Here is a 25,121-nt window from a genome sequence, read left to right on the forward strand (position 1 = left end):
TTGAAATAGGTAAGGTCTGAGCAATGACTGAGCAAACGTCCTCCGTACAACTTGATCTCGATAGCGCGGCTCAGCCTCCCATAGTGTATATCAGGGGGGATTGGGTACTGGCGCATTATCGCTTTTTGGAACCCCAAGTGGCGCAGTTGCGCGCGAATATGCCCAGTGGCGTAGTATTTGACCTCAACCAACTCGGGGCGTTAGATACCGCCGGTGCAACGTTGCTAGCTCTACTTATGGGTGAGGATCGTGTGGCAAATTTACGCGAACTTGCGCCTAAATTGCCAGAAGAACGGCGAACCTTACTTGAAACGGTAAGCCATGTATTGCCTGACTTAGCGCCTGAGCCGTCAGAAAAACCCGCACGATTTTGGCTGGAGATGCTGGCTAACACCGGCCGTTCGGTAGATAACTTATGGCAAGATATTAAGTCACTATTGGGCTTTATTGGCCTGACGCTGGAAACCTTGCTGGGAACACTCTTTCGGCCCTCACGCTGGCGCATTACCTCATTAATTGCCAATATTCAACAGATTGGCCTCAATGCTGTACCGATCATTATGTTGCTCACCTTTTTGGTGGGGGCAGTTATCGCTTTTCTCGGTGCCACCGTACTCACTACCTTCGGCGCGGGCATTTTTACCGTCGATTTGGTGGTATTTTCTTTTTTACGTGAATTTGCGGTACTGCTTACCGCTATCCTGATGGCAGGGCGGACAGCCAGTGCTTTTACCGCTGAAATTGGCTTGATGAAAGCCAATGAAGAGATTGATGCTATCCAGACGCTGGGCTTGAATCCGGTCGAATTGCTGGTGCTACCGCGCGTCTTGGCACTATTGATTTCTCTGCCGATGCTGACCTTTATTGGTATGGTTTGTGGTATTTTTGGTGGCATGGTGGTGTGCGCCTTAACACTGGATATCTCTCCAACCATGTTTTTGTCGATTATGCAAAACAGTAATGGGTTGCAGCATTTTCTGGTGGGTATAAGCAAAGCCCCTATTTTTGCTTTCCTGATTGCTATTATTGGCTGTCTGGAGGGGTTCAAAGTGACGGGTAGCGCTGAATCTGTCGGGGTCCATACCACCACCAGTGTGGTGCATTCGATCTTTGTGGTGATTTTGCTTGATGCCGTGGCAGCGCTATTTTTCATGGAAATGGGGTGGTGAGCCAAATGACGCAAGATGCAATTATTCAAATTCGCTCTCTGGTTAACTGCTTTGGCGCACAGTGCGTGCATCAAGGGTTAAATCTTGATGTTAAGCGCGGCGAGGTTTTGGGCGTGGTTGGCGGCTCGGGTACCGGTAAATCGGTTCTGTTACGCAGTATTGTTGGGCTACGTCGTCCGACTGACGGGCAAATTCATGTTTTTGGTGAAGATTTAATGACACTGTCAGGTCAATCCCGCTCCATGGTCGAGCGCCGATTTGGCGTATTATTTCAACGAGGCGCACTGTTCAGCTCTCTAACCGTGACCGAAAACGTGGCGTTGCCATTAATAGAAAACGCCGGGTTACCCCGGGCTGAGGCTGAGCGTCTGGCTCAGGTTAAACTGGCACTGGCCGGGTTACCGCCGGGCACTGGCAGTAAGTATCCGGCATCACTGTCGGGTGGCATGGTCAAACGTGTTGCGTTAGCCCGTGCCTTGGCGCTGGACCCAGATATTCTGTTTCTTGATGAACCGACAGCGGGCCTTGATCCCATCGGTGCGGCGGCGTTCGACAGTTTGATCCGCACCCTGCGGGATGCCCTCAATCTGACGGTATTTTTGGTAACTCACGATCTGGATACGCTGTATACGTTGTGTGATCGTGTGGCGGTGCTTTCGCAGAAAAAAGTGCTGGTGGTTGATACTCTGGATAAAGTTGCGGTGACTGATGATGCCTGGATTCAGGCGTATTTTCATGGCCCACGAGGCCGGGCTGCTTATCAGGCAGCGGCAATTAACAGTGGAGAGAGGTGGTAATATGGAAACCCGCGCTCATCATGTTGTTATTGGTTTGTTCACTCTTATTGTGGTGAGTGCCGCGCTGCTGTTTTGCCTATGGCTGACAAATTCCGGTTCTGACCGCCAGTTCAAATTGTACGATATCGTTTTCAATGAACCGGTGAGTGGCCTGTCACAGGGCAGCACCGTTCAGTACAGCGGGATTCGAGTCGGTGAGGTGACACAATTGCGGTTGGACCGAGAGAATCCTAATAAGGTTTGGGCACGTATCCGCGTCTCTGCATCTACTCCGATACGCGAGGATACTCAAGCCCGCCTGACAGTTGCGGGTATTACCGGCACTTCAAATATTCAATTCAGCAGTGGCAGCCAGGACAGCCCGTTGTTGGAAGGCAAAGATGGCGATGTTCCTATCATTATTGCCACCCCTTCGCCGATGAGTCAGTTACTGGCTAACGGTGAGAATTTCATGACCAATGCTAATGAAGTGTTGGTGCGCTTGAACCAGTTGCTGGCACCGGATAACCAGCAGCGCCTGATAACGACACTGGATAATCTCGCGCTGGTCACTCAAACCGTGGCTGATCAACGTGGCGATCTTCGTACCCTGTTGCAGCAGTTGGCGCAGGCCAGTAAACAGGCTAATGAGACACTGGCCCAAACTAATCGCCTGCTGCGTAATGCTAACGGCTTAATGGATGGGCAGGGGAAACAACTGGTCAATGATGCCGCCAAGACCATGGCATCGTTGCAAAATACCAGTACCATCCTCAATAAATTGGTGAATGAAAATAAAACCTCACTCAATAACGGGATGCAAGGGATGAATGAGCTGGGGCCGGCTGTGGATGAGCTGCGCAGAACATTAGCGACATTACGTGCCGCCGTTTCTCGTTTGGAAGAAAACCCAGCGGCCTTGTTGCGCGGCCGTGAAAGAACACAGGAGTTTACGCCTTAATGCTCTCTCTTAATCTAATGCGCTATGCAGGCCGCCGTGTGTGGCTATTGATGATATCTGGCGGGGCGATACTGCTCTCTGCCTGTACCATTTTACCCTCGGCCCCCGTATCACAAGTTTATCTTCTGCCGGTGCCACCAGCAGTGAGTGCGCCGCGCGCGCAGACAGTAAACTGGTCATTACGGGTTTCACAACCGGCGACGAACCAGTTTCTTAATAGCTCACGCATAGCGGTGCAGCCTCAGGGCCAGGAGATTGCAGTTTATAAAAACTCTCGTTGGAGTGATTCAGCGCCGATTCTGGTGCGCAATCGTCTTATTCAGGCGTTCCGTAGTGATGGACGAATCCGCGCAGTCAGTAGCGATGATGACAGCCTACAGGCTGATGTGGAGTTGAGTGGTGATTTGTCTGCGTTCCAAGGGGTATATCATGTTGGTAGCAGCGAAGTGCTGATCCGCTTTGATGCCCGGCTGGTAAGAATTTCGGACCGTAGGATTATTGCGACCCGCCAGTTTGAAATTCGCCAACCGATAACAGGTAGCGAGATGAATGAGGTGATTCAGGCCTTTGGCCTGGCCAGTGACCAGTTAGCCACCCAAGTGCTCAACTGGACCATGCAGCAGTCTCCTCAGTAGCACGGGTTATCAAACTAGGACAGGTTGAAGCGAGAATATCGTGATAGCTTAGGTTTTATTTTAGGCGAGTTGGCAGTAGCTAACTCGCCTTTTTAATCGGCGGTTTATGGATTCAGAGAAAGAATCTCGCCCAAGGGGGAAAATATTCTCTTTATTGTTTTGTGACTAGTATCTCATTGGGTGTAGTACTTATGGTAAGTAAATTATTTAACTTGTTGTATTTCATGTATTTTTAATTAAATTTATCTGTATTTGAATTTTTCATTAAAGAGAATAATATTCTCCAGCTATTAAAAACAACAGGAAAATATGAAAAGTATTTCTCCCATTAAAACCATAAGATAAAAATAAATAAAATCACTGATTAATTATTTCAAATGCAAAAAATTACGCATCAACAGTTGCTCGATTGGTTGAGAAAAGAAGTAAAACTTTCATTAGGTTGTACTGAACCTATTGCTATTGCGTATGCTGCTGCGGTGGCTGCCAAATATCTCAACGCACCGATATTAAAAATAACGGGGGAGATATCGGAGAATCTGTATAAAAATGCGATGGGGGTCACTATCCCGGGAACAACTTATTGCGGAGTGACTCTTGCGGCGGCGATAGGGGCTATTGGCGGTAACGCGGATGCCGATTTAGAAGTATTGAAAGACATTACTGCGGCACAAATTACCCAAGCTTATATGTTCAATGAATCAGGTAAAGTGTGTTTAAACGCAGTAGATGCTGCGGACTTTATTTTTATTGATATTACGTTATATAGCCTTGATGAACACTGCCGGGTTGTGATTCAAGGTGGCCATACCAATGTCACGCAAGTATATATTAATAATATAAAACAAATATTAGCCCGAGACTTAATCACCGACAATGAAAAGGGCGCACTACCCGAATTTTCACTTAACGACGCATTTAAATTTGTGACCGATGTTGGTGCTAAAGATATTATGTTTATGTTGAAAAGTGCTGAGATTAATACTGCGCTTTCTGATGAGGGGCAAAGGAAGAGCTATGGTTTGAACGTGAGTGGGGCGCTGTCGCAGGCCAGGAAAAACGGCTTTATCAGCACTGACTTACTGAGCCAAATGTTGATCAACACCACTGCGGCGTCAGATGCCCGTATGGGAGGCGCACCCTTACCCGCGATGTCAAATTATGGCTCAGGTAATCAAGGGATTACCGTGACAATGCCGGTAGTGACACTTGCCAGACATCTAAATACCGATGATGAAACCCTGGCCAGGGCATTAGCATTGGCTCATTTGGCTGCAATTTCAATTCATATGCGTTATACCCGATTGTCTGCATTGTGTGCGGCTTCAACGGCAGCAATGGGCGCAGCGGCAGGTATGAGTTGGTTATTGACCCAAGATTTTCAGACTATCTCCTACGCGGTCAGTAATATGATCAGTGATATCAGTGGGATTATTTGTGATGGTGCATCAAATAGTTGTGCGATGAAAGTGTCTACTGCCACCGCCTGCGCATTTAAGTCGGTGTTGATGGCGCAACAAAATAGCGTTGCAGGGGAGCGTGATGGCATTGTTTCTTGTAATGTTGAAGGTTCTATCAACAATTTATGTAAATTAGTGTTATCGCCGATGAGGCAAACAGATAAAGAAATTATCAGTATAATGACACGTAAATAAATATTACGGTTTAACTGCGTGGCCTAATGTCATTATTAATAATGATCGGTGGGTTATCGTAAAAATTTAAAGGGACAAATAATGAATAAGTCAAAATCGATCGCGACTCTGGTTATCCATGCCGGAGATCAAGTTGACCGGGGCAATAATGCTATTTTTCCACCAATTACTACTGCCAGTTCTTTCATTCAACCCAATTTAGGCGAAGAAGGGGAGTTTTGTTATTCCCGTTGCAGTAACCCGACAAGATATGCGTATGAAACCGCCTTGGCTGAGTTAGAAGGTGGTATCTATGCCACAGCGACCGCTTCCGGTATGGCAGCAACTGCACTTATATTGGAGTTGCTACCTAAAGATTCCCATGTATTAGTAATGAAAGGGGTCTATGGCGGTACTTATCGGTTGTTTGAACGTCTGCGTAAACACACTTCAGGCACCACATTCAGTTATGTCGATCTTAACGATCTGGCGTCAGTAAATAGCCATATTCAGAAGAATACAGCTTTAATCTGGATTGAAACGCCCACTAACCCACTGTTGGAATTAGTTGATATTGAAGCGGTATGCCAGGTTGCCAAAAGCAGGGGAATAATGAGCTGCGTGGATAATACCTTTGCCAGTGCCTGGAACCAACGGCCGCTCACTTTAGGTGCTGATATTGTTATGCTCTCTACCAGTAAATATATTGGTGGGCATTCAGATTTAATTGGCGGTGCAGTTATTACCAATGTGCAGAATATTGCCGACCAACTGGATTTTTGTAAAACCACCGTTGGGGCTATTGCTTCGCCGTTTGATGCCTATTTGGCATTGCGCGGCATGAAAACACTTGATGTTCGTATGGAACGTCAATGCAGTAATGCTTTAAAAATTGCTCAGTTTTTAGAGCAACATCCTAAGGTGCTGGATGTGCATTACCCTGGTCTGGAATCTCATCCTCAATATCAATTATGTAAAAAACAGATGCGTTCTGGCGGGGCGGTAGTCAGTATCCGGTTAAAAGGCGATATAACAGCGGTGAAAACCTTTATTGCCAAGTTAAATTATTTTGTTTTAGCCGAATCACTGGGGGGTGTTGAAAGTATGGTTAACCATTCTGCTTCAATGTCGCATGGTTCAATGTCTCAAGAAGAGAGGGAAAATATAGGCATATACGATACAACACTACGGCTTTCAATCGGTATCGAAGATATTAATGATTTAATAGCAGACGCAGAGCAAGCCCTTTCCTTTATACAATAATTAATAGGGTAGTCATATGCATGATTATGGCGTGTGGACAATTATAACTCCACTGGTAACTATTTGTTTGGCGATTTTTACTCGGCAGGTAATATTGTCGTTATTAATGGGGATAGTTGTTGGATTTACGGTTATTAATGATCACAATCTACTTCAGGGGATCAGTGGCACTTTAAATGGAATTATTGATACATTCTCTTCTCCAGGTAATACTCGTACCGTTATTTTTATGGTGATGATTGGCGGGATCATGCGCTTAATTGTCGTGACCGGGGGCGTTCGAAGTTTAGTTCGCGCCTTAACAGAAAAAACTCAGTTTGTTACCAATAAAAAAGCAGTGCAGTTGTTGGCGATGGTGATTACGTCAATTATTTTCATTGAAAGTTCGATCAACCAACTTATTGCCGGTGCATCGACCAAAGATCTGGCAAAAAGATACGGTCTATCACCAGAGAAAATGTCTTATATTGTCCAAACCTCCTGTGTATCGGTCTGTTCTTCAGCAATGATTAATGGTTGGGGGGCGGCAATGATGGGGGTTATCGGTGTCCAGATCGCCAAAGGGTACATTGATGGACAGCCTTTTGAGATTCTGGCCAGATCGATGGTATGGAATCTGATGGCATGGTTCTCGTTGGCGTCAGTGCTGTTCTATATTTTCTCCGGGGCATCTTGGGGACCGATGAGAAAAGCTGAGGTGAATTTCACCAGCAAGCAGGATCTGCACGTTGAGAAAGAAAAAGATGAAGTCATTGATCATCCGGCGTGTAATTCATTGCTTAACTTCCTCATCCCTATCTTATCGACAGTTATTGCGGTTCCGGTTGCCCTTTATGTTACAGGGGACGGTGATTTCACTAAAGGCAGCGGCTCTATGTCGGTATATAGCGCCGTGATGTTTGGGACAACGGTTTCTTTTGTTTGGTTCTGTGGGCGACGGATCCTGAATATAGAATCCTTTTTTAAAGAGTTGTATATCGGTTACGCCAGTATGGTGAAAATCAGCTCAATAATGGTATTGGCATTTTTGATGGGGAATGTCTCTGCTGATCTCAATACCGGGCAATATATTGCCACTATCACCTCCGGTGTTATTTCTCCTGGATTCTCAATTGGCTTTATTTTTATTATCAGTGCAATTATGTCGCTAGCTACGGGGACGTCATGGGGCACGTTTGCCATTATGATCCCCATAGGTGTTCAGCTTGGGGTTTCTTTGGGGATGCCAGTGGAATATATGATTGGTGCGGCCATTGCAGGTTCTATTTTTGGTGACATGACATCGCCTATCTCTGGTGATGCCATTGTGGCGTCTATGGCGACGGATTGTGACCATATTGAGCATATTCGAACACAAATGCCCTATGCCATTGCAACTGCAAGTATTGTTTTGGCAATCTATCTCTATCTCGGTTTTACGGTATAACCTGATGGCCTTCTATCTTACTGTTAGATAAGAATGGTCAACGGATACCACTCCAAATAATGCCATTATAAATATTTGTAATGGCATTATTTCTGCTTTTAACTCCTGCTATTTCCCGCTGGAAATGCTTAATTTAATGAATTCACCGCTTTTATTTCTGCTGTATTTACCTGCTTGCTTACTGTGCTTATGTCAGGTTAAGTAAAGTCCAACAATTAAACTGACCGAGTAATTATCGACTCCCGCAAAATAACTGACGGCGGTTGGAAAAATATATCTTATATAAAATAAGTGTTGATTTTATGTTTCGAAATGTTTGACTATTGTTCTGTAAATTGAGCAAAAGGGAATCATTATGCTTTGGAAAAATACCAGGGAGCAGTTCGGGCGCATGACTATTGCTATCCACTGGTTAGTGGCATTTACGGTGTATGCGTTGTTTGCCCTGGGTTTATGGATGGTAACTCTGGGCTACTACGATGGCTGGTATCATCAGGCACCTGAAATACATAAAAGCATCGGATGCATACTGTTTGCGGTGATGTTATTTCGGGTGATTTGGCGCTTTATTTCGCCGCCCCCCAAACCCTTATTGAGTTATAGCCGCTTAACTCGGGTAAGCGCGATATTGGCGCATTTGATTTTATATATTGTCCTATTTTGTATCATGTTCAGCGGTTATTTGATCTCAACAGCAGATGGGCAACCAATCAATGTATTTGGTTGGTTCAATGTCCCTGCAACACTGACCAATCTACCTGACCAGGCAGATACTGCCGGAACTGTACATCTCTATTTGGCTTGGGCAGTCGTCGTGCTTTCACTGTTGCATGGACTGGCCGCGATTAAGCACCACTTTATTGATGGTGATGTAACCCTTAAGCGGATGCTGGGACGTAGCACCGATTAACCAACTGTATTATGGAGAATTAAATATGTTTAATAAGACCCTGTTGGGCCTGGCTGTAGGTGCACTGATGTTTACCGCAGGCAGTGCCGTAGCCGCCGAATATAAAATCGATAAAGAAGGGCAGCATGCCTTTATCGAATTCAGGATTAAACATTTAGGATATAGCTGGTTATACGGCAGTTTTAATGATTTTGACGGTTCTTTCACTTTTGATGAGAAAAATCCGGCCGCTGATAAAGTTAATGTGGTGATCAATACCAATAGTGTTGATACCAACCATGCAGAGCGTGACAAACATCTGCGTAGTAAAGATTTCCTGAATGTCGGTAAATTCCCACAGGCAACGTTTGAGTCGACTGACGTTAAGAAAAATGCAGAAGGCTATTCGGTCGTGGGTAACCTGACATTAAATGGTGTCACTAAGCCGGTGACATTGGAAAGCAAGTTGACTGGTCAAGGTAGTGATCCTTGGGGCGGTTATCGTGCTGGCTTTGAAGCAAATGGTACTATCAAGCTGAAAGACTTTAATATCACCACTGATTTAGGCCCGGCATCACAGGAAGTCGAACTGATTTTGTCAGTCGAAGGTGTTCGCGCCAAATAGTCAGAGCGATACCAATACCGTCGTTGTTTGACCTAAAGGAGCCTTGTGCTCCTTTTCTTTGGGTGCTACTTCGCGCTGACTTCTGGCGTTAAATGCTAAACTAATTAATCAGATATCTTTCCAATGACTATACTTAAAAAAACGAGCCGTAGCGTGCAAGCATCATTAAAAGATTGATCTGACTCACTAGTCGTATTTAATTGTTTGTGGGGTATATATGGCCAATGTTCCCAAAAAAACGCGCACTATCAAGCCTCCCTCCTATTTAGATGCCATTATTCCGATGTTGTCGTTGGTGTTACTCGTCGGCGCATCTGTCGCTCTGTTTGGCCTAAATGCCGTCAATGGACCATTACAGGTCGCGCTTATTCTTTGCACCATGATTACCGCTGTAATCATTATGAAGAATGGTCATGTATGGGAGGATATTGCCCAATCCACGCGTAAGGGAATATCAACAGTGGTTGGCGCGATATTTATCTTACTTGCTGTTGGTGCATTAATTGGGACCTGGAACATGTCGGGGACGATACCGACTTTAGTTTATTACGGCATTATTCTGATTACACCAAATTGGTTTTTCCCCATTACATTTCTTGTTTGTGTCGGGGTTTCTCTAAGTATTGGCAGCTCCTGGACAACGGCGGGAACCATTGGGGTAGGGTTGGTTGGGTTATCCAATATGATTGGTGTCTCACCAGAGATAACCGCAGGTGCCGTGATTTCTGGTGCCTATGTGGGTGATAAAATCTCGCCATTATCCGAAAGTACTGTGTTGGCCGCACAGTTGAATGGTGTTGAATTGTATCGCCATATACAGGCACAACTTTGGACCACAATTCCTGCCGCATTGGTTGCTTTGGTAGCATTCATCATATTGGGTATCAATCAACAAGCCAGCTTTGATGCCACAATTACGCACGCCGAATTAGCCCGATTTGATGAGTTATTCAACATTACGCCTTGGAATTTACTGCCACTGGTATTCTTACTTGGATTATCCGTCGGTAAAGTCCCGGCACCGTTGGCCATTATTAGCGCGGCGTTATTGGCTGGTGTGATGGCAGCATTTATTCAGCCGCAGGCCATTGCGCGCTTTATTGCTGAACCTGATACCGCGTTACCCATTGCTGCGGTGAAGGGCGTTTGGTTGGCGATGGCTAATGGTTTTCAGGAGAACTCCGGTATTCCACAGATGGATGCATTGTTGTCGCGTGGGGGAATGGACAGCATGCTGCTGACTATCTGGTTGATTATCGGTGCAGTGACATTCGGTATTATGGTGGATGACTTTGGCCTGCTTAATAAACTGGTAACCCCGATTTTGTTGCGGGCTAAAACTGTTGGGCAACTTTTTGCTTCGGCGGTTGCTACGGCCATTGGGCTTAATATCGTCGCGGGTGATCAATATATTGCTTTATTGCTGCCAACACGGTTATTCCACGGTGAATTTGCCAAACGCGGGTTAGCACCTGAAAATCTCTCACGCCTGGTGGGGGATGCCGGTATCGTCACCTCTCCGTTGATTCCCTGGAATTCTTGCGGTGCTTATATGGCGGCGGTATTGGGTGTATCCACCATGGGCTATCTGCCATTTGCGGTATTTAATATTGCCGCGCCGATAGTCACGCTAATACTGGGTATCACCGGCTATAAGGTCCGCCGTATTGTGGTTGAGAGAGCATCATCGGTGCCACCAATAGCTAGTGATCGCCGAGAGGATGGGCTATAAACACCAGCTGTCCCTTGCTATGCCCAATATACGCCCAGTGAACTGGGCGCTTTATTGATGGTTGAGCGCTAATTGGCTTAAATATGGCCCGTCACTGATTGAATCCCTGATAATCAGTTCGGACTGAAATATATTTTCAGTTGATAAATATCCTCCGTCCAGCATTGAAATTAGCCGATTAATGACGTCATTTATCATACCGCTGACGGGGTCTTTAATACTGGATAACGATGGACTTAGAAAAGGTGCAATGGGGATATTGTCGAAGCCAATAAGAGAGACCGCTTCAGGTACGCTGATCCCTGCCTGATTTAATCTTTTCATGGCGCCAATTGCCATATCATCATTGCTGGCGATAATCGCACTAAATGGTTGTTGGCTGGCTAATAACGATTCTACCGCAGTTGCACCACTGAGCGGGGTCCATTTTCCTTGAATAATAAGGTTATCGCGCAGCGGAAGAGAAAATGCATTTAATGCTTCTTTATATCCAGAAAGGCGCTCAATCGCTGTTGGTGAATCCAGTGAGCCGGTGATAAATGCAATATCCTGATGGCCCCGCTCAATGAGATATTTTGTCGCATTATAACTGGACCCTTTATGATCGCAGAAAGTACAGTGGCTGTGGTTTTTTCTTAATTTTCTGTTGACCACCATAATGGGCTGCTTATATTTATCAATAATAAGATCCATATCATCCACAGTTAAAAATCGGGGATAAATTATTATTGCGTCGCAACGTAAGTCGAGCAGGAATTGGATTGCTTCTTGTTCCTCTTCCGCGCTGTGTTTCCCGTCAACCAGCACCAGTTGACGGCCATTATTCTCTAATTTTTTGGCCGCTTGAGACAGTATTTCATTAAAGTAGTTACCATTATAAAGAGTATTGGTCACCACCAAACCAATGCATTGTGATTTATTGGTCGCCAGATTTCTTGCCAGCAAGTTTGGTCGATATCCGCTCTCTTCAATCGCTTTATATACCTGCGCTTTAGTCACTTCACTGACATAGCCTTTGCCTGACAGAACACGCGAAACAGTGGCTTTCGAGACACCTGCTTTTTTTGCCACTTCTAGCATTGTAGACATAGGTCTTTCCTACCCGTTGAAAATTATTGTCATTCTATACCTTTCGCCCTCGAAACTGCACGGCTGTTAGCAATATTCACTTACCCTATGGGCGGGTAGACATGCTGTTCCAATTGGGTTCTGGCCCATGCGCTATAGACTGGCGGCTGACTGGCAATACTCAGTTCTTTAGGCTCACAACTACTGTCGTGCACAATAACACGCCTAATTAATGCTGATCGTTATCACAAAATAAGAATTTAATTACTCCATCTATTGAATTGCAGTCAGTAATTTAAGATTCTCGTGTGGAACCGGTTACCTAGTTGCCTGATAATAACTAAAAGCAAGGGTGTATCGGCAGGTAATATTTAAATAACACTATGAATATAATAGCTAATTACCATTCATGCTGGTGAGGATAGTCCCTCTTCGATGGCAAATGGTTTGCTTAGCTCGGCGTGCGTCATTACGGGGAGTTGCTACTCATGTCAAAGAATTATGCCGCAGTATCTGCATCGATAGTCGATGCCATTGGTGGGGCGAATAACATCGCGGCGGTGACCCACTGTATGACGCGTTTACGCTTTGTGCTTAACGATGATAGTGCGGTTGATCTGGCGAAGTTGAAGTCCATCACCGGTGTGCTGGGTGTGGTGCGCAATGAAAACCAGTGTCAGGTCATTATTGGTAATAACGTTTCATATGCCTATGCTGAAGTGCTAAAACTGCTGCCGGAAGGCCTGGTAGCTGAAAATACGCTGCCGCAAAAAAATAAAATAACCTTGAAACGCATCGGCGCGGGGATCCTTGATGCGCTGATTGGCACCATGTCACCTCTGATTCCTGCCATTATCGGTGGTTCAATGGTCAAACTGTTGGCCATGATTCTGGATATGACCGGTGTTTTTGGCAAAGGCTCATCGACACTGATTATTCTCAATGTCATTGGTGACGGGGCGTTCTTCTTCCTTCCGGTTATGGTTGCTGCTTCTGCCGCACTCAAATTTAAAACCAATATGTCACTGGCTATCGCCATTGCCGGGGTGTTGGTTCATCCCGCCTTTATTGATTTAATGGCCAAAGCTGCACAAGGCCAACAAGTTGAGTTTATGGGCATTTCGGTCACGGCGGTGAAGTATACCTATACCGTTATTCCGGCATTATGTATGACCTGGCTGCTGTCTTATATTGAAAGATGGGTGGATCGCATTACACCGGCGGTGACCAAAAACTTCCTTAAACCAATGTTAATTGTGCTGATTTCCGCGCCTATTGCCATCATGTTTATTGGCCCTCTGGGAATTTGGATCGGCAGCGGTATTTCTTCGTTAGTGTACACCGTTCATGACTATCTGGGCTGGCTCTCGGTAGCGATTATGGGGGCACTCTGGCCTTTATTGGTTATGACCGGCATGCACCGTGTCTTTACCCCAACCATTATTCAGACCATTGCGGAGACCGGCAAAGAGGGCATGGTTATGCCATCAGAGATTGGCGCTAATCTTTCACTGGGTGGCTCATCGTTGGCTGTCGCATGGCGAACCAAAAACCCGGAATTGCGCCAAACGGCGCTGGCTGCTGCCGCATCAGCGATTGTCGCGGGTATCTCTGAACCGGCACTTTATGGGGTGGCATTGCGTCTTAAACGCCCGCTGATCGCCAGTCTTATTAGTGGTTTTATTTGTGGTGCAGTCGCCGGAATCGGTGGGCTGGCAAGTCATTCGATGGCGTCCCCTGGATTATTTACCAGTGTCCAGTTCTTCGATCCGGCCAATCCAATGAGTATCGTATGGGTGTTTGGTGTGATGATTCTGGCCATCGTGATTTCGTTTATTACCACGCTGTTGCTGGGTTTTGAAGATATCCCGGTTGAAAATAGCGAAAGTGATACCGCCCATTCTGCTGTTGCGCCAAGCGCAGTAAAAATTAACTAAATACGAGGTATGTAATGCCAGTATCAACATTTCCCGACGGTTTCTTATGGGGCGGCGCATTAGCCGCAAACCAGGCCGAAGGTGCTTGCTTTGAAGGTGGAAAAGGGCTGACGACGGTTGATATGATCCCTCATGGACCACACCGTTTGGCAGTAAAGCTGGGGCAGGAGAAGCGTTTTACCCTAAGAGATGATGAGTTTTATCCCAGTCATCAAGCGATCGATTTCTATCATCGTTATAAAGATGATATCGCGTTAATGGCTGAAATGGGGTTCACCGTATTTCGTACCTCAATCGCATGGAGTCGGATTTACCCTAACGGTGATGAGTTAACCCCGAATGCACAGGGCATTGCATTTTACCGCGACCTTTTCGCCGAGTGTAAAAAGTACAATATTGAGCCACTGGTGACGCTGTGCCACTTTGATGTTCCCATGCATCTGGTCACAGAATACGGCTCGTGGCGTAACCGGAAGATGGTTGATTTCTTCGCTCGTTATGCGCGCACATGTTTTACGGCGTTTGATGGATTAGTTAAGTACTGGCTCACTTTTAACGAAATTAATATCCTGCTGCACAGTCCGTTCTCTGGCGCCGGGCTGGTGTTTGAGCAACAGGAAAATCAGGAGCAAGTAAAGTATCAGGCTGCTCATCATGAGTTGCTTGCCAGTGCCTTGGCGACAAAAATTGCCCATGAGGTTAATCCGAATAATCAGGTGGGGTGCATGCTGGCGGGGGGGAACTTTTATCCGCGCACTTGTAAACCCGAGGATGTGTGGGCCGCGCTGGAGAAAGACCGTGAAAATCTGTTTTTCATTGATGTACAGGCCCGAGGTGCTTATCCGGCTTATACCAAACGGCTTTTCAGGGAGAAAGGGATTTCAATTGTTACTGAAACGGGTGACGACGAGATACTCAAGCATACAGTGGATTTTGTCTCCTTTAGTTATTATGCCTCCCGCTGTGCGTCGGCCGATATGAACGACCATAACAGCAGTGCGGCGAATATCGTAAAATCGCTGAAAAATCCTCACATTGAGGCCAGTGAATGGGGGTGGGGTATTGATCCTTTAGGTTTACGCATCACCATGAATATGATGTACGACCGCTATCAGAAACCACTATTTTTGGTTGAGAATGGGTTAGGTGCCAAGGATGAAATTAACCCGCAAGGCGAGATTGAAGATGATTATCGCATCAGTTATTTGCGTGAGCATATCAAAGCTATGGGGGAGGCCATTGTTGATGGCATTCCGGTAATGGGTTATACCTCATGGGGTTGTATTGATCTGGTTTCTGCTTCTACCGGTGAAATGAGCAAGCGCTATGGTTTTGTTTATGTTGACCGTGATGATCAGGGCAAGGGCTCTTTAGCCCGTAAGAGAAAGAAATCCTTTTATTGGTACAAAAAAGTTATTGCCAGTAACGGTGCCGATTTGGATTAAGTCATCTGCCGGGATATCGTCTATAGCCGATATCCCCAGTGGATAAATATAGTCGGGAGCGGGTCCATTTTCTCCTTATGACGTATTACCCGGCACTATCATTACTATCGTGCGGGCCTTTCTTCAGATGAATCATGAAATCGGTAAATGCGGTGCGCAGCGGTGCAAACAGCGGGTGTTTACGGTTCTCCAGCATCGTTTCTGAAAACAGTTTCAGCCCGAGAGCAAATGCTGCGGTTTTCTCTTTGCCGAAGTCTATATCTTCCCGCATTTGTAACCGTTCGATGATGCCGAGGATCTCGTCATGATTCTCGGCTTCGAACGTTAGCGGGGTTTTCTCAATAGCGTCACCTTTGCGGTCGGTCAGCGGCTCAATGGTGATGCGATAACGATATCCCGGCATCAGCTTTTCTCCTGATCTTTTTCATCAGTTGTAGCCGAAGGCGGTGCTAACTCTTTTTCAATCACTTCTACCGCCGCCAGTAGTGCGGCGTTAATGCGTAAAACCTGCTCTGGTGCGACATCAGAACGCATCATACTGCTGTTAAATATTGTGCAAAAGTAGACCAAGGGATCGGGGGATTATGGTGTAAAAGTGCGCCACCCTGATTATTGATAAACTCTCCGTTTTTACGGAGATTTCCTTGGATGCTGTGCATGGAAACCATACTTAAAGTCAGAAGGCTTTCTCTTAAACAGGGGCTCTCTCAGAGAGCCATAGCCAAACAGCTACAAATATCTCGTCGTACTGTTAGAAAATATCTCGCTATCGAAACCAAAGAACCGCCAACATACAACCGGACGCAAACGCACTATCCCAAACTGGGTGAATTCATCCCGGCATTAACACAACGGTTAATTGATGAGGCCAAACTCCCTGCCAAACAACGATTAACTGCCAGACGTCACTTTGAAAAACTTAGAACAGAGGGGTACCAAGGCGCTTATTGTGCAGTTGCCTCTTTTATTAGACAGTTCAAAGAACAATATCAACCCACGCCCCAAGTTGTTTTTATTCCCCAACGATTCAGTGCTGCAGATGCCTATCAATTTGATTGGAGTTTTGAAACAGTCAAATTAAATGGGTTATTAGTTAAACTTAAAGTTGCCCATTTTCGTTTATGTCACAGCAGAGCATTTTTTATTCGAGCGTATCCAAACGAGAAACTAGATATGCTTATTGATGCTCATAATCACGCCTTTGCCTATTTTGGTGGCACACCCAATAGAGGTATTTATGACAATATGAAGACGGCTGTTAAGCATATAGGAATGGGTAAAGAACGAATTTTTAATGATAAATTCTTAAGCATGATGAATCATTTCATGATCGAACCGGTTGCCTGTACGCCAGCGTCTGGATGGGAGAAAGGACAGGTCGAGCGCCAAGTGAGAACATTACGAAAACAACTGTTTGAACCGACCCTGGCTTTTAATAGTATTGATGAGTTAAACAGTTTTCTATTGGACCAATGTCATCAGATCATCCAAACCGCCACACACCCAGAAGACAGAAGCAAAGTCATTAACGAGTTATTTTGTGTAGAGAAAATCCAGCTGGCTCCTTATTTCCCTTATACGGGAGGGCAATTTGCAATAGTCCATATCAACTCCTTATCCTTATTCTGTTTTGATGGGCATAAATACAGCGTTCCCAATGACTTAGCGGGTAAGAAAGTGACATTAAAAACGACTGCAACAGAAATTAAAATTATTGCCGATGGTGAGTGTGTCGCTCAACATCAACGCAGTTTCGTTAAAAACCAAACAACCTATAATCCCTGGCATTATCTGTCTGCATTAAAACGGAAACCGGGGGCCCTAAGAAACGGTGAACCTTTTATTAATTGGGATTTACCTAAACCGGTTAAAGAACTCCAGCAACATCTGCTCAAGCGTCCGAAAGGTGATAGAGCGATGGTGCAGTTGCTGTCTTTAATCGCTGATTATGGTGAAGATTTAGGCGTAACCGCGGCAGCTATAGCGTTAGACGAAGGGGTGCCTACGGTGGAGGCAGTACTCAATATTATTCATCGACTCACTGAACCCGTAATACCTACGCTCAAAATAAATGATATTCCACTGCACATCCCACCCCAGGCTAATTGTCAGCGTTACAACACGTTATTAAAAGGGGTACCAAATGGAACGGCATGAATGTATTGAAATACTTAAACAATTAAAGCTTACAGCCATGGCTGAAAGCTTTGATGACGTAGTTATTGATGGCATACGCCGTAAGCGTTCCACGATGGATATTATTGGAAATTTATTAACCACAGAGCAAACACAAAGACACATCCGCAGTATTGGTTACCGTATTAATCAAGCCAGATTCCCCCAGCATAAAACACTGTCTGATTTTGAGTTTGAACAAAGCCCATTAAATAAACCTAGCATTGAGCTTCTGAATGACTGTGATTACATCAGAGAAAAACGCAACCTCATATTCGTTGGTGGTCCTGGTACAGGTAAAACGCATCTGGCCACCGCTTTAGGGATAAATGCGGCCACTAATGGGTTTAAAGTTCGCTTCTGGAATGTATTAGATCTGGTCAATAAACTGGAACTGGACAAAGAAAGTAAACAATTTAAATTAACCAATCAACTAACAAAGCTGGATTTAATTATTTTAGATGAACTGGGGTATTTGCCTTTTAGTCAAAAAGGAGGGGCTTTATTATTTCATTTAATCAGTCGGTTGCATGAAAATACCAGTATTATGATCACAACTAATTTGGTGTTTTCTGAATGGGTAAAACTATTTGCCGATGAAAAGATGACCGCAGCCTTATTGGATAGACTGGTTCATCATTGTGACATTATTGAAACAGGTAATGAATCATTTAGGTTCAAAAACCGGTCTTAAAGTGGTGCACTTTTAAAGCATAACTGTGGCTCATTTTTAGACCATAATTGACAGTGAGACCGGCTGACACGATTTCTATAACCTATTCTACCATCCCCGCGTGGGTATGGAGGCAGTCTGCTTAATATCTGCAAACTGCCTAGTCCGTCATCTATGGAAGGAATTTACGCCGACTAGGCAGGTCATGGGCCACAATCTATTTATTGAACTTTAAAAGACAACGTTTCAAAAGCCCTAGAGAGTCACTTTCAAGGTCATTAATTCGTTTTTTTAGCTCATTCTGCACATCAATCGCTTCTAAAAATGCTTTTTTTGCATGTAGTAATTCATGGTTTAAATCCTGTTTTTTGTTTTGCTGACCATCATTAAACGAGCCTGGGTGCCTGATTGATGGTTCGCCAGTTTTGATTAATTTAATAAAAAACTCACTACCATTATCTATCGGGTCTTGTATTTCTACAGAAATAAGCCCAAGTGAGCTAATCTCTCTAAATAATTCGTAAAATGTTTTAGGTGTGAATACAGAACAATGGGCGTCAAAGTAGGTTCCTGTTGTCCATGCATTTAGCACGAATTCTAACGCTTGCTCTTTTGTATAATGCCTGTCAATATTCTCGTCAACTTTTTTTGCAGTTACACCTTCTGATGCGGAATTCCTCAGGAAATCATATAATTGATAAGGGCTTGGTATTCGTTGCTGGTGAAGCCATAGGTTAATTATATCTGAAACTTCAGTAACTCTTCTATACCTGTCAAAGCAATGGTCTTTATGAGGAAGTACGAGAGAGAAGGTGGCGCCGACATTTAAAACATCGAAAACCTCAAGCATCCACCCTAATGGATCAGGAATATGCTCAAATACATGCGATGCCACTGCCCAATCAAATTTCTTCTCATCAGGGACGCAGCTAATTAATGAGTTATTTGGGTGCCAAATGAAATCTAATTCCATGATTTCAGGGTGCTCATAGTCAGCATGTTTTATTCTTGACTCTTCTGCTGATGTATAATCGGTATAGCAGACGTTGTGCTTTTTTTTGTCTGTTACAGGCCTATATAATGGGGAGATTTCTAAGCCAGGAAGAGTAATGTTAATTCCTTGCAAGATCTTATCCTTACGATCCTCCTCAGAAAGCATCTGTAAACCCGCTATAGTCATTCTTTCTTTCTCTCTAAGAAATTATTGAATTTAAGTCATAGACTAAAAAAGGTGTCATGGCAAATAAATGGGGTTTATTTTAAATGATAATCATTATTTTTTCACTTCACAGATAAGGATTTGATGACGGGCAGGGATGCCTATGAGGTGGTGGCGCTGAATAACGCCACTTACTTTTACTTAGCTATCATCGAATCAATATAGTCCGCATACCACTGCATCATGCGTTTGCGATCATCAATGTATTGGGCGTGGTTATACACACCTCTGATTTTACTTTTGTCCAGATGCGCAAGCTGCCTCTCCACCCAATCACCTTCGAAGCCATGTTCATTGAGTATTGAACTCATTTGGTGCCTAAATCCATGACCGCACGTTCTGCCTTCATAGCCAACTCTTCGGATCACCCCAAGTACGGTATTTTCACTGATTGGTTTGGTTCGATCATTGCGCCCTGGAAAGACCAATTCAAAATGTCCGGTTACTGGCTGTAGCTGCTTGAACAAGTTAATGACCTGTCTAGATAGGGGTACTATATGCAAGCGACGCTTCTTCATCACTTCAATCGGTATAGTCCAGATCCCTGCATCTAAATCAACATCAATCCATTTGGCATGTCGCAGTTCTTTTGTTCGCAAGCCAGTGAGCATTAATATCTGAGTGGCAGCCTTCGCTATAACGCTGCCAAAATATGAGTTTAGTGCAACAATGAAGTCTGGAACTTCAGCTTCAGTAAGAAATGGATAATGGGTGCCGCTAGGCGGCGTCATTGCCACGGTTAAATCTGGGGCAGGGTTATATTCAGCCCGACCAGTGACAATTGCATATTTGAATACTTCCCCGCAACGTCTTCTTGTTTTTCTCGCCATCTCCATAGCTCCGCGCGCTTCAATTTTCCTAAGTACATCTAAGAGCATTAAAGGCTTCACGTCTTTTATTGGCATATGGCCGATGAAAGGAAACACATCGCGAAGGAACATAGACATAACCAAATCGCTATAGTCTGGCGTCCATATTTTCCTTTTTGAGGAATGCCATTCTTTTGCAATTGCTTCGAAAGTATTTTCAGCTGATATGCGTTGCGAAACTTTTTTCGCTTTCTTGTCTTGAGATGGATCCACACCATCAGCAAGTAGCGATTTTGCTTCATCTCTTTTTTGACGTGCATCAGCCAGTGTTGTGGCTGGGAATAACCCAATAGTAAGAAGCTTCTCTTTCCCGTTAATGCGGTACTTGAGCCGCCATGACTTAGCGCCAGTGATAGAGACATACAAAAATAAACCTCCACCGTCAGACAGCTTATAGGCTTTCTCTTGTGGTTTAGCTGTTTCTACCTGCCTGGCTGATAATGGCATTTCGGGGGTATCCTATGTAGAGGCTGTTTCGATACCCCTGATACTACCCCCACTTTATACTTTATTCACAGTTATTTGTGGTTATGCGTGGTAACGTCGATTGTCTGAGAGCTTTACTATGAAAGGGTTTTTGGTGTGACGTGGTTATGCGAGGTAATGCTGTAGTGGTGTCCCCGACTGGAATCGAACCAGTAACTAGCCCTTAGGAGGGGCTTGTTATATCCGTTTAACTACGGGGACCCGGACATTGGCAGAGTGACTGCCGCTGAAGTGTACTGCCGAGCATTATACGCATTTTTATCCAGATAATAAGCGGTTAGCTGGCTGTTTGGTTACTCTGTCACCAACTTAGAGTGATTAAGTGATAGTAATAACCGAAAAACGATGTTTATCGGCACAGTTGTAGCTATCTAGCCTTATAACTGTTTTTTTGCCGTAAGCCATTAACAACATCGAGTATCAGGCTGACGTGAGAAGTGAATAAGTTAATTTGAATAGGTTAATTAAGGACACGAGGCTGTCGCCACTCGTGTCCAGTAAACTCAGCAACCAACGGCAATCCCCCCAGAGGCTACATTTCTATTTGGGGGTAACTCATTGATTAAAATATCAACTCTTCTTAACGAACTCTGATTTCAACTTCATTGGACCAAACCCATCAATTTTACAATCGATATTGTGATCCCCTTCAACCAGGCGGATGCCTTTCACTTTGGTGCCAATTTTCAGCGTTGAAGAACTGCCTTTTACTTTTAGGTCTTTAACAACAGTTACTGAGTCACCGTCAGCCAACAAATTACCGTTGGCATCGCGCACCACCAGGTCGTCTTGGCCGGTGGCTGAAGGGCTATTTTCCGACCACTCATGACCACATTCCGGGCAATTCAGTTGTTCACCTTCTTGCCATGTAAATTCAGAACTACATTTTGGACAGTTTGGTAAATCCTGCACGTTAACCTCTTGAAATTAAATTGAATAAATATAAAAAAGTGACAAATAACAGTCTGCTATATTGATGTTCACATATTTTACACTTTTTACCGCATTAAAGAATAGCCAAGTGGCCAGTAACTCAGGTAAATAATTACGGGTGTATCGGTGTAGCTATCTTTGAATCCTGCCACGTCATGGTATTTTTTATGGTTTAGATGATATAAGGATGATTGGCTGAACTAAGGGGATTTTATTAAAAATTGTCGGTATACCCTGTTACCACCTGTTAGTGGAACAGTGATAACTGAATCCCGCTTACTTTTGCCCTAAGCGCCGATGTTGTTCAAGTTCATAGTCGATAAAAGCATTGATCATCGTCCGGTAAACTTTCTCTATGATCTCTTCTGCTAATCCCGCTTTGCTGGCTTCTGCTGTGACACGATCTATTACCATCTGCACCCGATCTGGCGCCCGTACTGCGTTCTGATCCTGCTTAAATGCGGCGGCCGCTTTTACACATTGGCTCCGTTGCGCGATTAACGCGACAATTTGCGAATCTATGCCATCAATAGCCGCTCTGATATCCTCGATCGAAGAGAAATGCATTAGTTGTACCTCTTTGCTAGTACGAAATTATCACGTTAACACAGTGGTTAAGTTGGTGCTATTCAGAGGGGGGCGGAGTGTCTTTGGCTGCCTTATCACCATTTTTCGGTTGATGGGTCATATCACTGCGGATCTGCGCATGGCTTATCAGGGCAAAAATAAAAGTACCGCCGATAATGTTGCCTGCCAATGTTGGAATCGCGAATGGATAAATAAATTGCTGCCAGGGTAATGAGCCATTAAATACCAGATAGAAGATTTCGACCGAACCAACCACAATATGGGTAAGGTCGCATAGCGCCACTAAATAGGTCATCAGGAAAATGACCCAGATCTTAGCGCCTCCTGCTGATGGCATCATCCATACCATAGTGGCAATGATCCAACCGGAAAATATGCCGTTAGCAAACATCTCAGATGGCGAATTCTCCATCACCCCTTGTGCCAGAGTGACAAATGATGCGCGGGTCGACTCATCAAACACCGGCATATGGATAAAGGAATAGGCCGCAATTCCTGTACCGATAAGGTTGCCCAGTAGTACCAACCCCCATAGGCGAAATAACAGAAGAAAGTTTTGCCCACTCGGTTTTTGCATGATGGGCAGTACCGCGGTCACGGTATTTTCGGTAAATAGCTGTTGGCGGGCCATAATGACAATAATAAAACCAAAGGTATAACCGACATTCTCCAGCAGAAAACTTGCCGGTGAGTCAGGTAGTTTTGCGTGAAAAATGCCTTTGGCAATAAGCGATGCCCCCATTGAAAGGCCGGCAGCAATGGCGGACCACAGCAGTGCAAAGCTGTCGCGCTCTAACTCTTTTTGCCCCTCGAGGCGGATCAATTCATGGATTGCGGCTGCTTTTGAGGGAAGTTCCTTCTCATTTATTTCTATCTCTTTTCCCTGCTTTTGTTCCTCACTTTCCACTTTCAATTCACCCTTATTCTGCGACAGTTTTTCATCATTCATAGGGATTTCCCAGTTGGTAGATAAATAATTGTGGTGGTTGGAACACAAAAAATAAGGGAAGGTCGACATAATAAGCGTAGTCGCTATTTATTATTCGCGGGCTAATGGTGAGTTGTTAGTGTGTCTTTGTTGGGCGGAGTAAAATAGCCATCAGAAGAGGGAGAAAAGTAACCCAACGTTAATGTTGTTGGTTTTTTCTACAGAAATTTGATCTTATACCGAATAATACCTCTATAAGGGTAGGGTCAGGGTTAGGCCCACGCTACGTAAGGATTAAGCCTTATGTTATCATTCAGTTTTCCTGAAACAACAATCCTACGGTGGAAACCAATCCTTCATGTTGGAAGCTAAAAACCTGACCTGCATCCGAGATGAGCGAAGCTTGTTCCAACAGTTAAGCTTTTGTGTGGCTGCTGGGGAGATAGTGCAGGTCGAGGGGCAAAATGGTGCAGGTAAAACCAGTCTGTTGCGGATTTTAGCCGGACTGGCCGATGCAGATGAAGGGCAGGTGAGCTGGTTGGGGGCGAATATTCGCCGAGATCGCGCTAAGTATCATCAGGATTTATTGTTTTTAGGCCATCAACCGGGGGTTAAGTCGGTACTGACGCCTTTTGAAAATCTGGCGTTTTATCAGTCGGTGTTACAAAAGGTCGATAGCGCCGCAATCTGGCAGGCTTTGTCTCAGGTCGGGTTGGTGGGTTATGAGGATTTACCGGTATCTCAATTATCGGCTGGGCAGCAACGGCGCGTGGCCTTGGCCCGTTTGTGGTTGAGCAAGGCTCCACTATGGATTCTGGATGAACCGTTGACCGCGATTGATAAGCAGGGGGTTGCTACCCTGTTAGATCTGTTTGTTGAACATGCAGCTAACGGTGGCATGGTACTGCTTACCACACATCAGGATCTGAACGGTGTTGGTCAGAGTGTGCGTAAAATCCGTTTAACCAACACGCAGGAGAATTAATGTTTATCAGCGTGTTGCGTCGTGAATTAAAAATAGCCTTTAGAAAAGGGGCAGAGATAGTTAACCCGCTCTGGTTTTTTCTGATTGTCATCACGCTGTTTCCGTTAGGGATAGGCCCAGAACCGCAATTATTGGCGCGTATTGCTCCGGGGATTGTCTGGGTGGCGGCATTGCTTGCATCGTTACTCTCTTTGGAGCGGCTATTTCGCGATGATTTCTACGATGGTTCCCTTGAACAGTTGTTGTTGTTACCCGCGCCACTGGCACTCACGGTGTTAGGCAAAGTGTGTGCTCACTGGGTCGTTACCGGATTACCCTTGCTTATTTTATCTCCGCTGGTCGCTCTCTTGCTGTCTCTTGATAGTAATACCGCGATTGCCATGGCGCTCACGCTGCTGTTGGGGACGCCAACCTTAAGTTTTATCGGGGCTATTGGTGTGGCACTGACGGTGGGGTTACGCAAGGGAGGGGTGCTGCTGAGTTTATTGGTGTTGCCGCTGTATATCCCGGTGCTGATATTTGCTACTGCGGCCATTGATGCGGCTTCTATGTCACTGCCGATTGATGGGTATCTGGCGATTTTGGGGGCAATGCTCGCGGGGAGTGTAACACTTGCGCCTTTTGCCACCGCCGCTGCATTGAGAGTGAGTGTGCACTAGCAGTTGAATGCCACTCAGAAGGTAACAATTTCTTAAAAGAAATCTG

At 45.0% G+C, this 25,121-nt stretch carries 23 protein-coding genes, 1 tRNA gene and 1 pseudogene; 16 read left to right on the forward strand and 9 right to left on the reverse strand.

Translation table 11 applies throughout. The annotated features are described in order from the left end of the window. Positions 1-23: 23 nt before the first annotated feature. The 10 genes from V1955_RS06085 to V1955_RS06130 all read left to right on the forward strand — a co-directional run bounded on the left by V1955_RS06085 (position 24) and on the right by V1955_RS06130 (position 11,110). A complete protein-coding gene (locus tag V1955_RS06085; protein WP_372569413.1) occupies positions 24-1,169 on the forward strand; it encodes an MlaE family ABC transporter permease in 1,146 nt (381 codons plus the stop codon). A 5-nt stretch (positions 1,170-1,174) separates the two neighbouring features. Beyond that, positions 1,175-1,966 carry an ABC transporter ATP-binding protein gene (locus V1955_RS06090; protein ID WP_442820642.1) on the forward strand — a complete coding sequence of 264 codons (792 nt, stop codon included), beginning with the start codon at positions 1,175-1,177 and terminating at the stop codon, positions 1,964-1,966. 1 nt (position 1,967) lies between these two features. Beyond that, entirely contained in the window at positions 1,968-2,906 is a 939-nt protein-coding gene (locus tag V1955_RS06095) for an MlaD family protein (RefSeq protein WP_442820643.1), read from the forward strand. A gap of 17 nt (positions 2,907-2,923) precedes the next feature. Next, positions 2,924-3,541: an ABC-type transport auxiliary lipoprotein family protein gene (locus V1955_RS06100; RefSeq protein WP_442821424.1), complete on the forward strand. Its 618-nt coding sequence runs from the start codon at positions 2,924-2,926 to the stop codon at positions 3,539-3,541. A gap of 377 nt (positions 3,542-3,918) precedes the next feature. Continuing rightward, positions 3,919-5,196, forward strand: a complete 1,278-nt coding sequence (locus V1955_RS06105; protein ID WP_083158184.1) for an L-cysteine desulfidase family protein — start codon at positions 3,919-3,921, stop codon at positions 5,194-5,196. Between the two features lie 81 nt (positions 5,197-5,277). Further along, positions 5,278-6,438, forward strand: a complete 1,161-nt coding sequence (locus V1955_RS06110; protein ID WP_420073899.1) for a trans-sulfuration enzyme family protein — start codon at positions 5,278-5,280, stop codon at positions 6,436-6,438. Positions 6,439-6,454: 16 nt separating this feature from the next. After that, positions 6,455-7,864 (forward strand): Na+/H+ antiporter NhaC family protein, encoded by a 1,410-nt coding sequence (locus V1955_RS06115; RefSeq protein ID WP_442820644.1) that lies wholly within the window; start codon positions 6,455-6,457, stop codon positions 7,862-7,864. Between the two features lie 355 nt (positions 7,865-8,219). Then, a complete protein-coding gene (locus V1955_RS06120; RefSeq protein ID WP_420072867.1) occupies positions 8,220-8,774 on the forward strand; it encodes a cytochrome b in 555 nt (184 codons plus the stop codon). Between the two features lie 25 nt (positions 8,775-8,799). Then, positions 8,800-9,378 carry a YceI family protein gene (locus V1955_RS06125; protein ID WP_083158188.1) on the forward strand — a complete coding sequence of 193 codons (579 nt, stop codon included), beginning with the start codon at positions 8,800-8,802 and terminating at the stop codon, positions 9,376-9,378. 217 nt (positions 9,379-9,595) lie between these two features. Beyond that, entirely contained in the window at positions 9,596-11,110 is a 1,515-nt protein-coding gene (locus tag V1955_RS06130) for a Na+/H+ antiporter NhaC family protein (protein ID WP_083158189.1), read from the forward strand. A 51-nt stretch (positions 11,111-11,161) separates the two neighbouring features. Here the strand turns inward: V1955_RS06130 and V1955_RS06135 are convergent, their stop codons facing one another. Next, on the reverse strand, positions 11,162-12,199 hold the full coding sequence (locus tag V1955_RS06135) for a LacI family DNA-binding transcriptional regulator (RefSeq protein ID WP_083158190.1): 1,038 nt from the start codon (positions 12,197-12,199) through the stop codon (positions 11,162-11,164). 467 nt (positions 12,200-12,666) lie between these two features. On the opposite strand from V1955_RS06135, the gene ascF reads away from it, so the two are divergent. Continuing rightward, positions 12,667-14,115 (forward strand): PTS cellobiose/arbutin/salicin transporter subunit IIBC, encoded by a 1,449-nt coding sequence (gene ascF / locus V1955_RS06140; protein WP_193784621.1) that lies wholly within the window; start codon positions 12,667-12,669, stop codon positions 14,113-14,115. Between the two features lie 14 nt (positions 14,116-14,129). Next, positions 14,130-15,560, forward strand: a complete 1,431-nt coding sequence (locus V1955_RS06145) for a 6-phospho-beta-glucosidase (RefSeq protein ID WP_083158192.1) — start codon at positions 14,130-14,132, stop codon at positions 15,558-15,560. An 85-nt stretch (positions 15,561-15,645) separates the two neighbouring features. Here the strand turns inward: V1955_RS06145 and V1955_RS06150 are convergent, their stop codons facing one another. Then, positions 15,646-15,963: a DUF3861 domain-containing protein gene (locus V1955_RS06150; protein ID WP_083158193.1), complete on the reverse strand. Its 318-nt coding sequence runs from the start codon at positions 15,961-15,963 to the stop codon at positions 15,646-15,648. Continuing rightward, a pseudogene (locus V1955_RS06155) lies at positions 15,963-16,112 on the reverse strand (PadR family transcriptional regulator); the annotation flags it as partial. The pseudogene V1955_RS06155 and the gene V1955_RS06150, both read right to left, overlap by 1 nt. A gap of 96 nt (positions 16,113-16,208) precedes the next feature. Here V1955_RS06155 and istA point away from each other — a divergent pair. Both istA and istB read left to right on the forward strand, forming a co-directional pair. Continuing rightward, positions 16,209-17,717, forward strand: coding sequence for an IS21 family transposase (istA, locus tag V1955_RS06160; protein ID WP_442820645.1), 1,509 nt, complete (start codon positions 16,209-16,211; stop codon positions 17,715-17,717). Continuing rightward, positions 17,704-18,429: an IS21-like element ISYen2A/ISYen2B family helper ATPase IstB gene (gene istB / locus V1955_RS06165; RefSeq protein ID WP_442820646.1), complete on the forward strand. Its 726-nt coding sequence runs from the start codon at positions 17,704-17,706 to the stop codon at positions 18,427-18,429. Before istA ends, istB begins: the two co-directional genes overlap by 14 nt. A gap of 196 nt (positions 18,430-18,625) precedes the next feature. Here the strand turns inward: istB and V1955_RS06170 are convergent, their stop codons facing one another. The 6 genes from V1955_RS06170 to V1955_RS06195 all read right to left on the reverse strand — a co-directional run bounded on the left by V1955_RS06170 (position 18,626) and on the right by V1955_RS06195 (position 23,452). Then, positions 18,626-19,588: a methyltransferase domain-containing protein gene (locus tag V1955_RS06170; RefSeq protein WP_442820647.1), complete on the reverse strand. Its 963-nt coding sequence runs from the start codon at positions 19,586-19,588 to the stop codon at positions 18,626-18,628. Positions 19,589-19,764: 176 nt separating this feature from the next. Beyond that, a complete protein-coding gene (locus V1955_RS06175; RefSeq protein ID WP_442820648.1) occupies positions 19,765-20,943 on the reverse strand; it encodes a tyrosine-type recombinase/integrase in 1,179 nt (392 codons plus the stop codon). A gap of 165 nt (positions 20,944-21,108) precedes the next feature. Continuing rightward, positions 21,109-21,183 (reverse strand) — tRNA-Arg (locus V1955_RS06180). A gap of 369 nt (positions 21,184-21,552) precedes the next feature. Beyond that, positions 21,553-21,894 (reverse strand): zinc ribbon domain-containing protein YjdM, encoded by a 342-nt coding sequence (locus V1955_RS06185; protein WP_083158195.1) that lies wholly within the window; start codon positions 21,892-21,894, stop codon positions 21,553-21,555. A 297-nt stretch (positions 21,895-22,191) separates the two neighbouring features. Beyond that, positions 22,192-22,482: a chorismate mutase gene (locus tag V1955_RS06190; RefSeq protein WP_083158196.1), complete on the reverse strand. Its 291-nt coding sequence runs from the start codon at positions 22,480-22,482 to the stop codon at positions 22,192-22,194. Positions 22,483-22,540: 58 nt separating this feature from the next. Then, complete coding sequence (locus tag V1955_RS06195) at positions 22,541-23,452, reverse strand: formate/nitrite transporter family protein (RefSeq protein ID WP_083158197.1); 912 nt, start codon at positions 23,450-23,452, stop codon at positions 22,541-22,543. A 337-nt stretch (positions 23,453-23,789) separates the two neighbouring features. On the opposite strand from V1955_RS06195, the gene ccmA reads away from it, so the two are divergent. Both ccmA and ccmB read left to right on the forward strand, forming a co-directional pair. Next, entirely contained in the window at positions 23,790-24,416 is a 627-nt protein-coding gene (gene ccmA / locus V1955_RS06200) for a cytochrome c biogenesis heme-transporting ATPase CcmA (RefSeq protein WP_083158198.1), read from the forward strand. Then, a complete protein-coding gene (gene ccmB / locus V1955_RS06205) occupies positions 24,416-25,075 on the forward strand; it encodes a heme exporter protein CcmB (RefSeq protein ID WP_083158199.1) in 660 nt (219 codons plus the stop codon). Before ccmA ends, ccmB begins: the two co-directional genes overlap by 1 nt. Positions 25,076-25,121 lie beyond the last annotated feature (46 nt).

Origin of the sequence: Yersinia sp. 2545 StPb PI, assembly GCF_052217125.1 — a bacterium.
Classification (GTDB): domain Bacteria; phylum Pseudomonadota; class Gammaproteobacteria; order Enterobacterales; family Enterobacteriaceae; genus Yersinia; species Yersinia enterocolitica_E.

Excerpts from the sequence above, each read along its gene's own strand:
- V1955_RS06085 (WP_372569413.1), top strand. The coding sequence starts at position 24 with ATGACTGAGCAAACGTCCTCCGTACAACTTGATCTCGATAGCGCGGCT.
- V1955_RS06090 (WP_442820642.1), top strand. The coding sequence starts at position 1,175 with ATGACGCAAGATGCAATTATTCAAATTCGCTCTCTGGTTAACTGCTTT.
- V1955_RS06095 (WP_442820643.1), top strand. The coding sequence starts at position 1,968 with ATGGAAACCCGCGCTCATCATGTTGTTATTGGTTTGTTCACTCTTATT.
- V1955_RS06100 (WP_442821424.1), top strand. The coding sequence starts at position 2,924 with ATGCGCTATGCAGGCCGCCGTGTGTGGCTATTGATGATATCTGGCGGG.
- V1955_RS06105 (WP_083158184.1), top strand. The coding sequence starts at position 3,919 with ATGCAAAAAATTACGCATCAACAGTTGCTCGATTGGTTGAGAAAAGAA.
- V1955_RS06110 (WP_420073899.1), top strand. The coding sequence starts at position 5,278 with ATGAATAAGTCAAAATCGATCGCGACTCTGGTTATCCATGCCGGAGAT.
- V1955_RS06115 (WP_442820644.1), top strand. The coding sequence starts at position 6,455 with ATGCATGATTATGGCGTGTGGACAATTATAACTCCACTGGTAACTATT.
- V1955_RS06120 (WP_420072867.1), top strand. The coding sequence starts at position 8,220 with ATGCTTTGGAAAAATACCAGGGAGCAGTTCGGGCGCATGACTATTGCT.
- V1955_RS06125 (WP_083158188.1), top strand. The coding sequence starts at position 8,800 with ATGTTTAATAAGACCCTGTTGGGCCTGGCTGTAGGTGCACTGATGTTT.
- V1955_RS06130 (WP_083158189.1), top strand. The coding sequence starts at position 9,596 with ATGGCCAATGTTCCCAAAAAAACGCGCACTATCAAGCCTCCCTCCTAT.
- V1955_RS06135 (WP_083158190.1), bottom strand. The coding sequence starts at position 12,199 with ATGTCTACAATGCTAGAAGTGGCAAAAAAAGCAGGTGTCTCGAAAGCC.
- ascF (WP_193784621.1), top strand. The coding sequence starts at position 12,667 with ATGTCAAAGAATTATGCCGCAGTATCTGCATCGATAGTCGATGCCATT.
- V1955_RS06145 (WP_083158192.1), top strand. The coding sequence starts at position 14,130 with ATGCCAGTATCAACATTTCCCGACGGTTTCTTATGGGGCGGCGCATTA.
- V1955_RS06150 (WP_083158193.1), bottom strand. The coding sequence starts at position 15,963 with ATGCCGGGATATCGTTATCGCATCACCATTGAGCCGCTGACCGACCGC.
- istA (WP_442820645.1), top strand. The coding sequence starts at position 16,209 with ATGCTGTGCATGGAAACCATACTTAAAGTCAGAAGGCTTTCTCTTAAA.
- istB (WP_442820646.1), top strand. The coding sequence starts at position 17,704 with ATGGAACGGCATGAATGTATTGAAATACTTAAACAATTAAAGCTTACA.
- V1955_RS06170 (WP_442820647.1), bottom strand. The coding sequence starts at position 19,588 with ATGACTATAGCGGGTTTACAGATGCTTTCTGAGGAGGATCGTAAGGAT.
- V1955_RS06175 (WP_442820648.1), bottom strand. The coding sequence starts at position 20,943 with ATGCCATTATCAGCCAGGCAGGTAGAAACAGCTAAACCACAAGAGAAA.
- V1955_RS06190 (WP_083158196.1), bottom strand. The coding sequence starts at position 22,482 with ATGCATTTCTCTTCGATCGAGGATATCAGAGCGGCTATTGATGGCATA.
- V1955_RS06195 (WP_083158197.1), bottom strand. The coding sequence starts at position 23,452 with ATGAATGATGAAAAACTGTCGCAGAATAAGGGTGAATTGAAAGTGGAA.
- ccmA (WP_083158198.1), top strand. The coding sequence starts at position 23,790 with ATGTTGGAAGCTAAAAACCTGACCTGCATCCGAGATGAGCGAAGCTTG.
- ccmB (WP_083158199.1), top strand. The coding sequence starts at position 24,416 with ATGTTTATCAGCGTGTTGCGTCGTGAATTAAAAATAGCCTTTAGAAAA.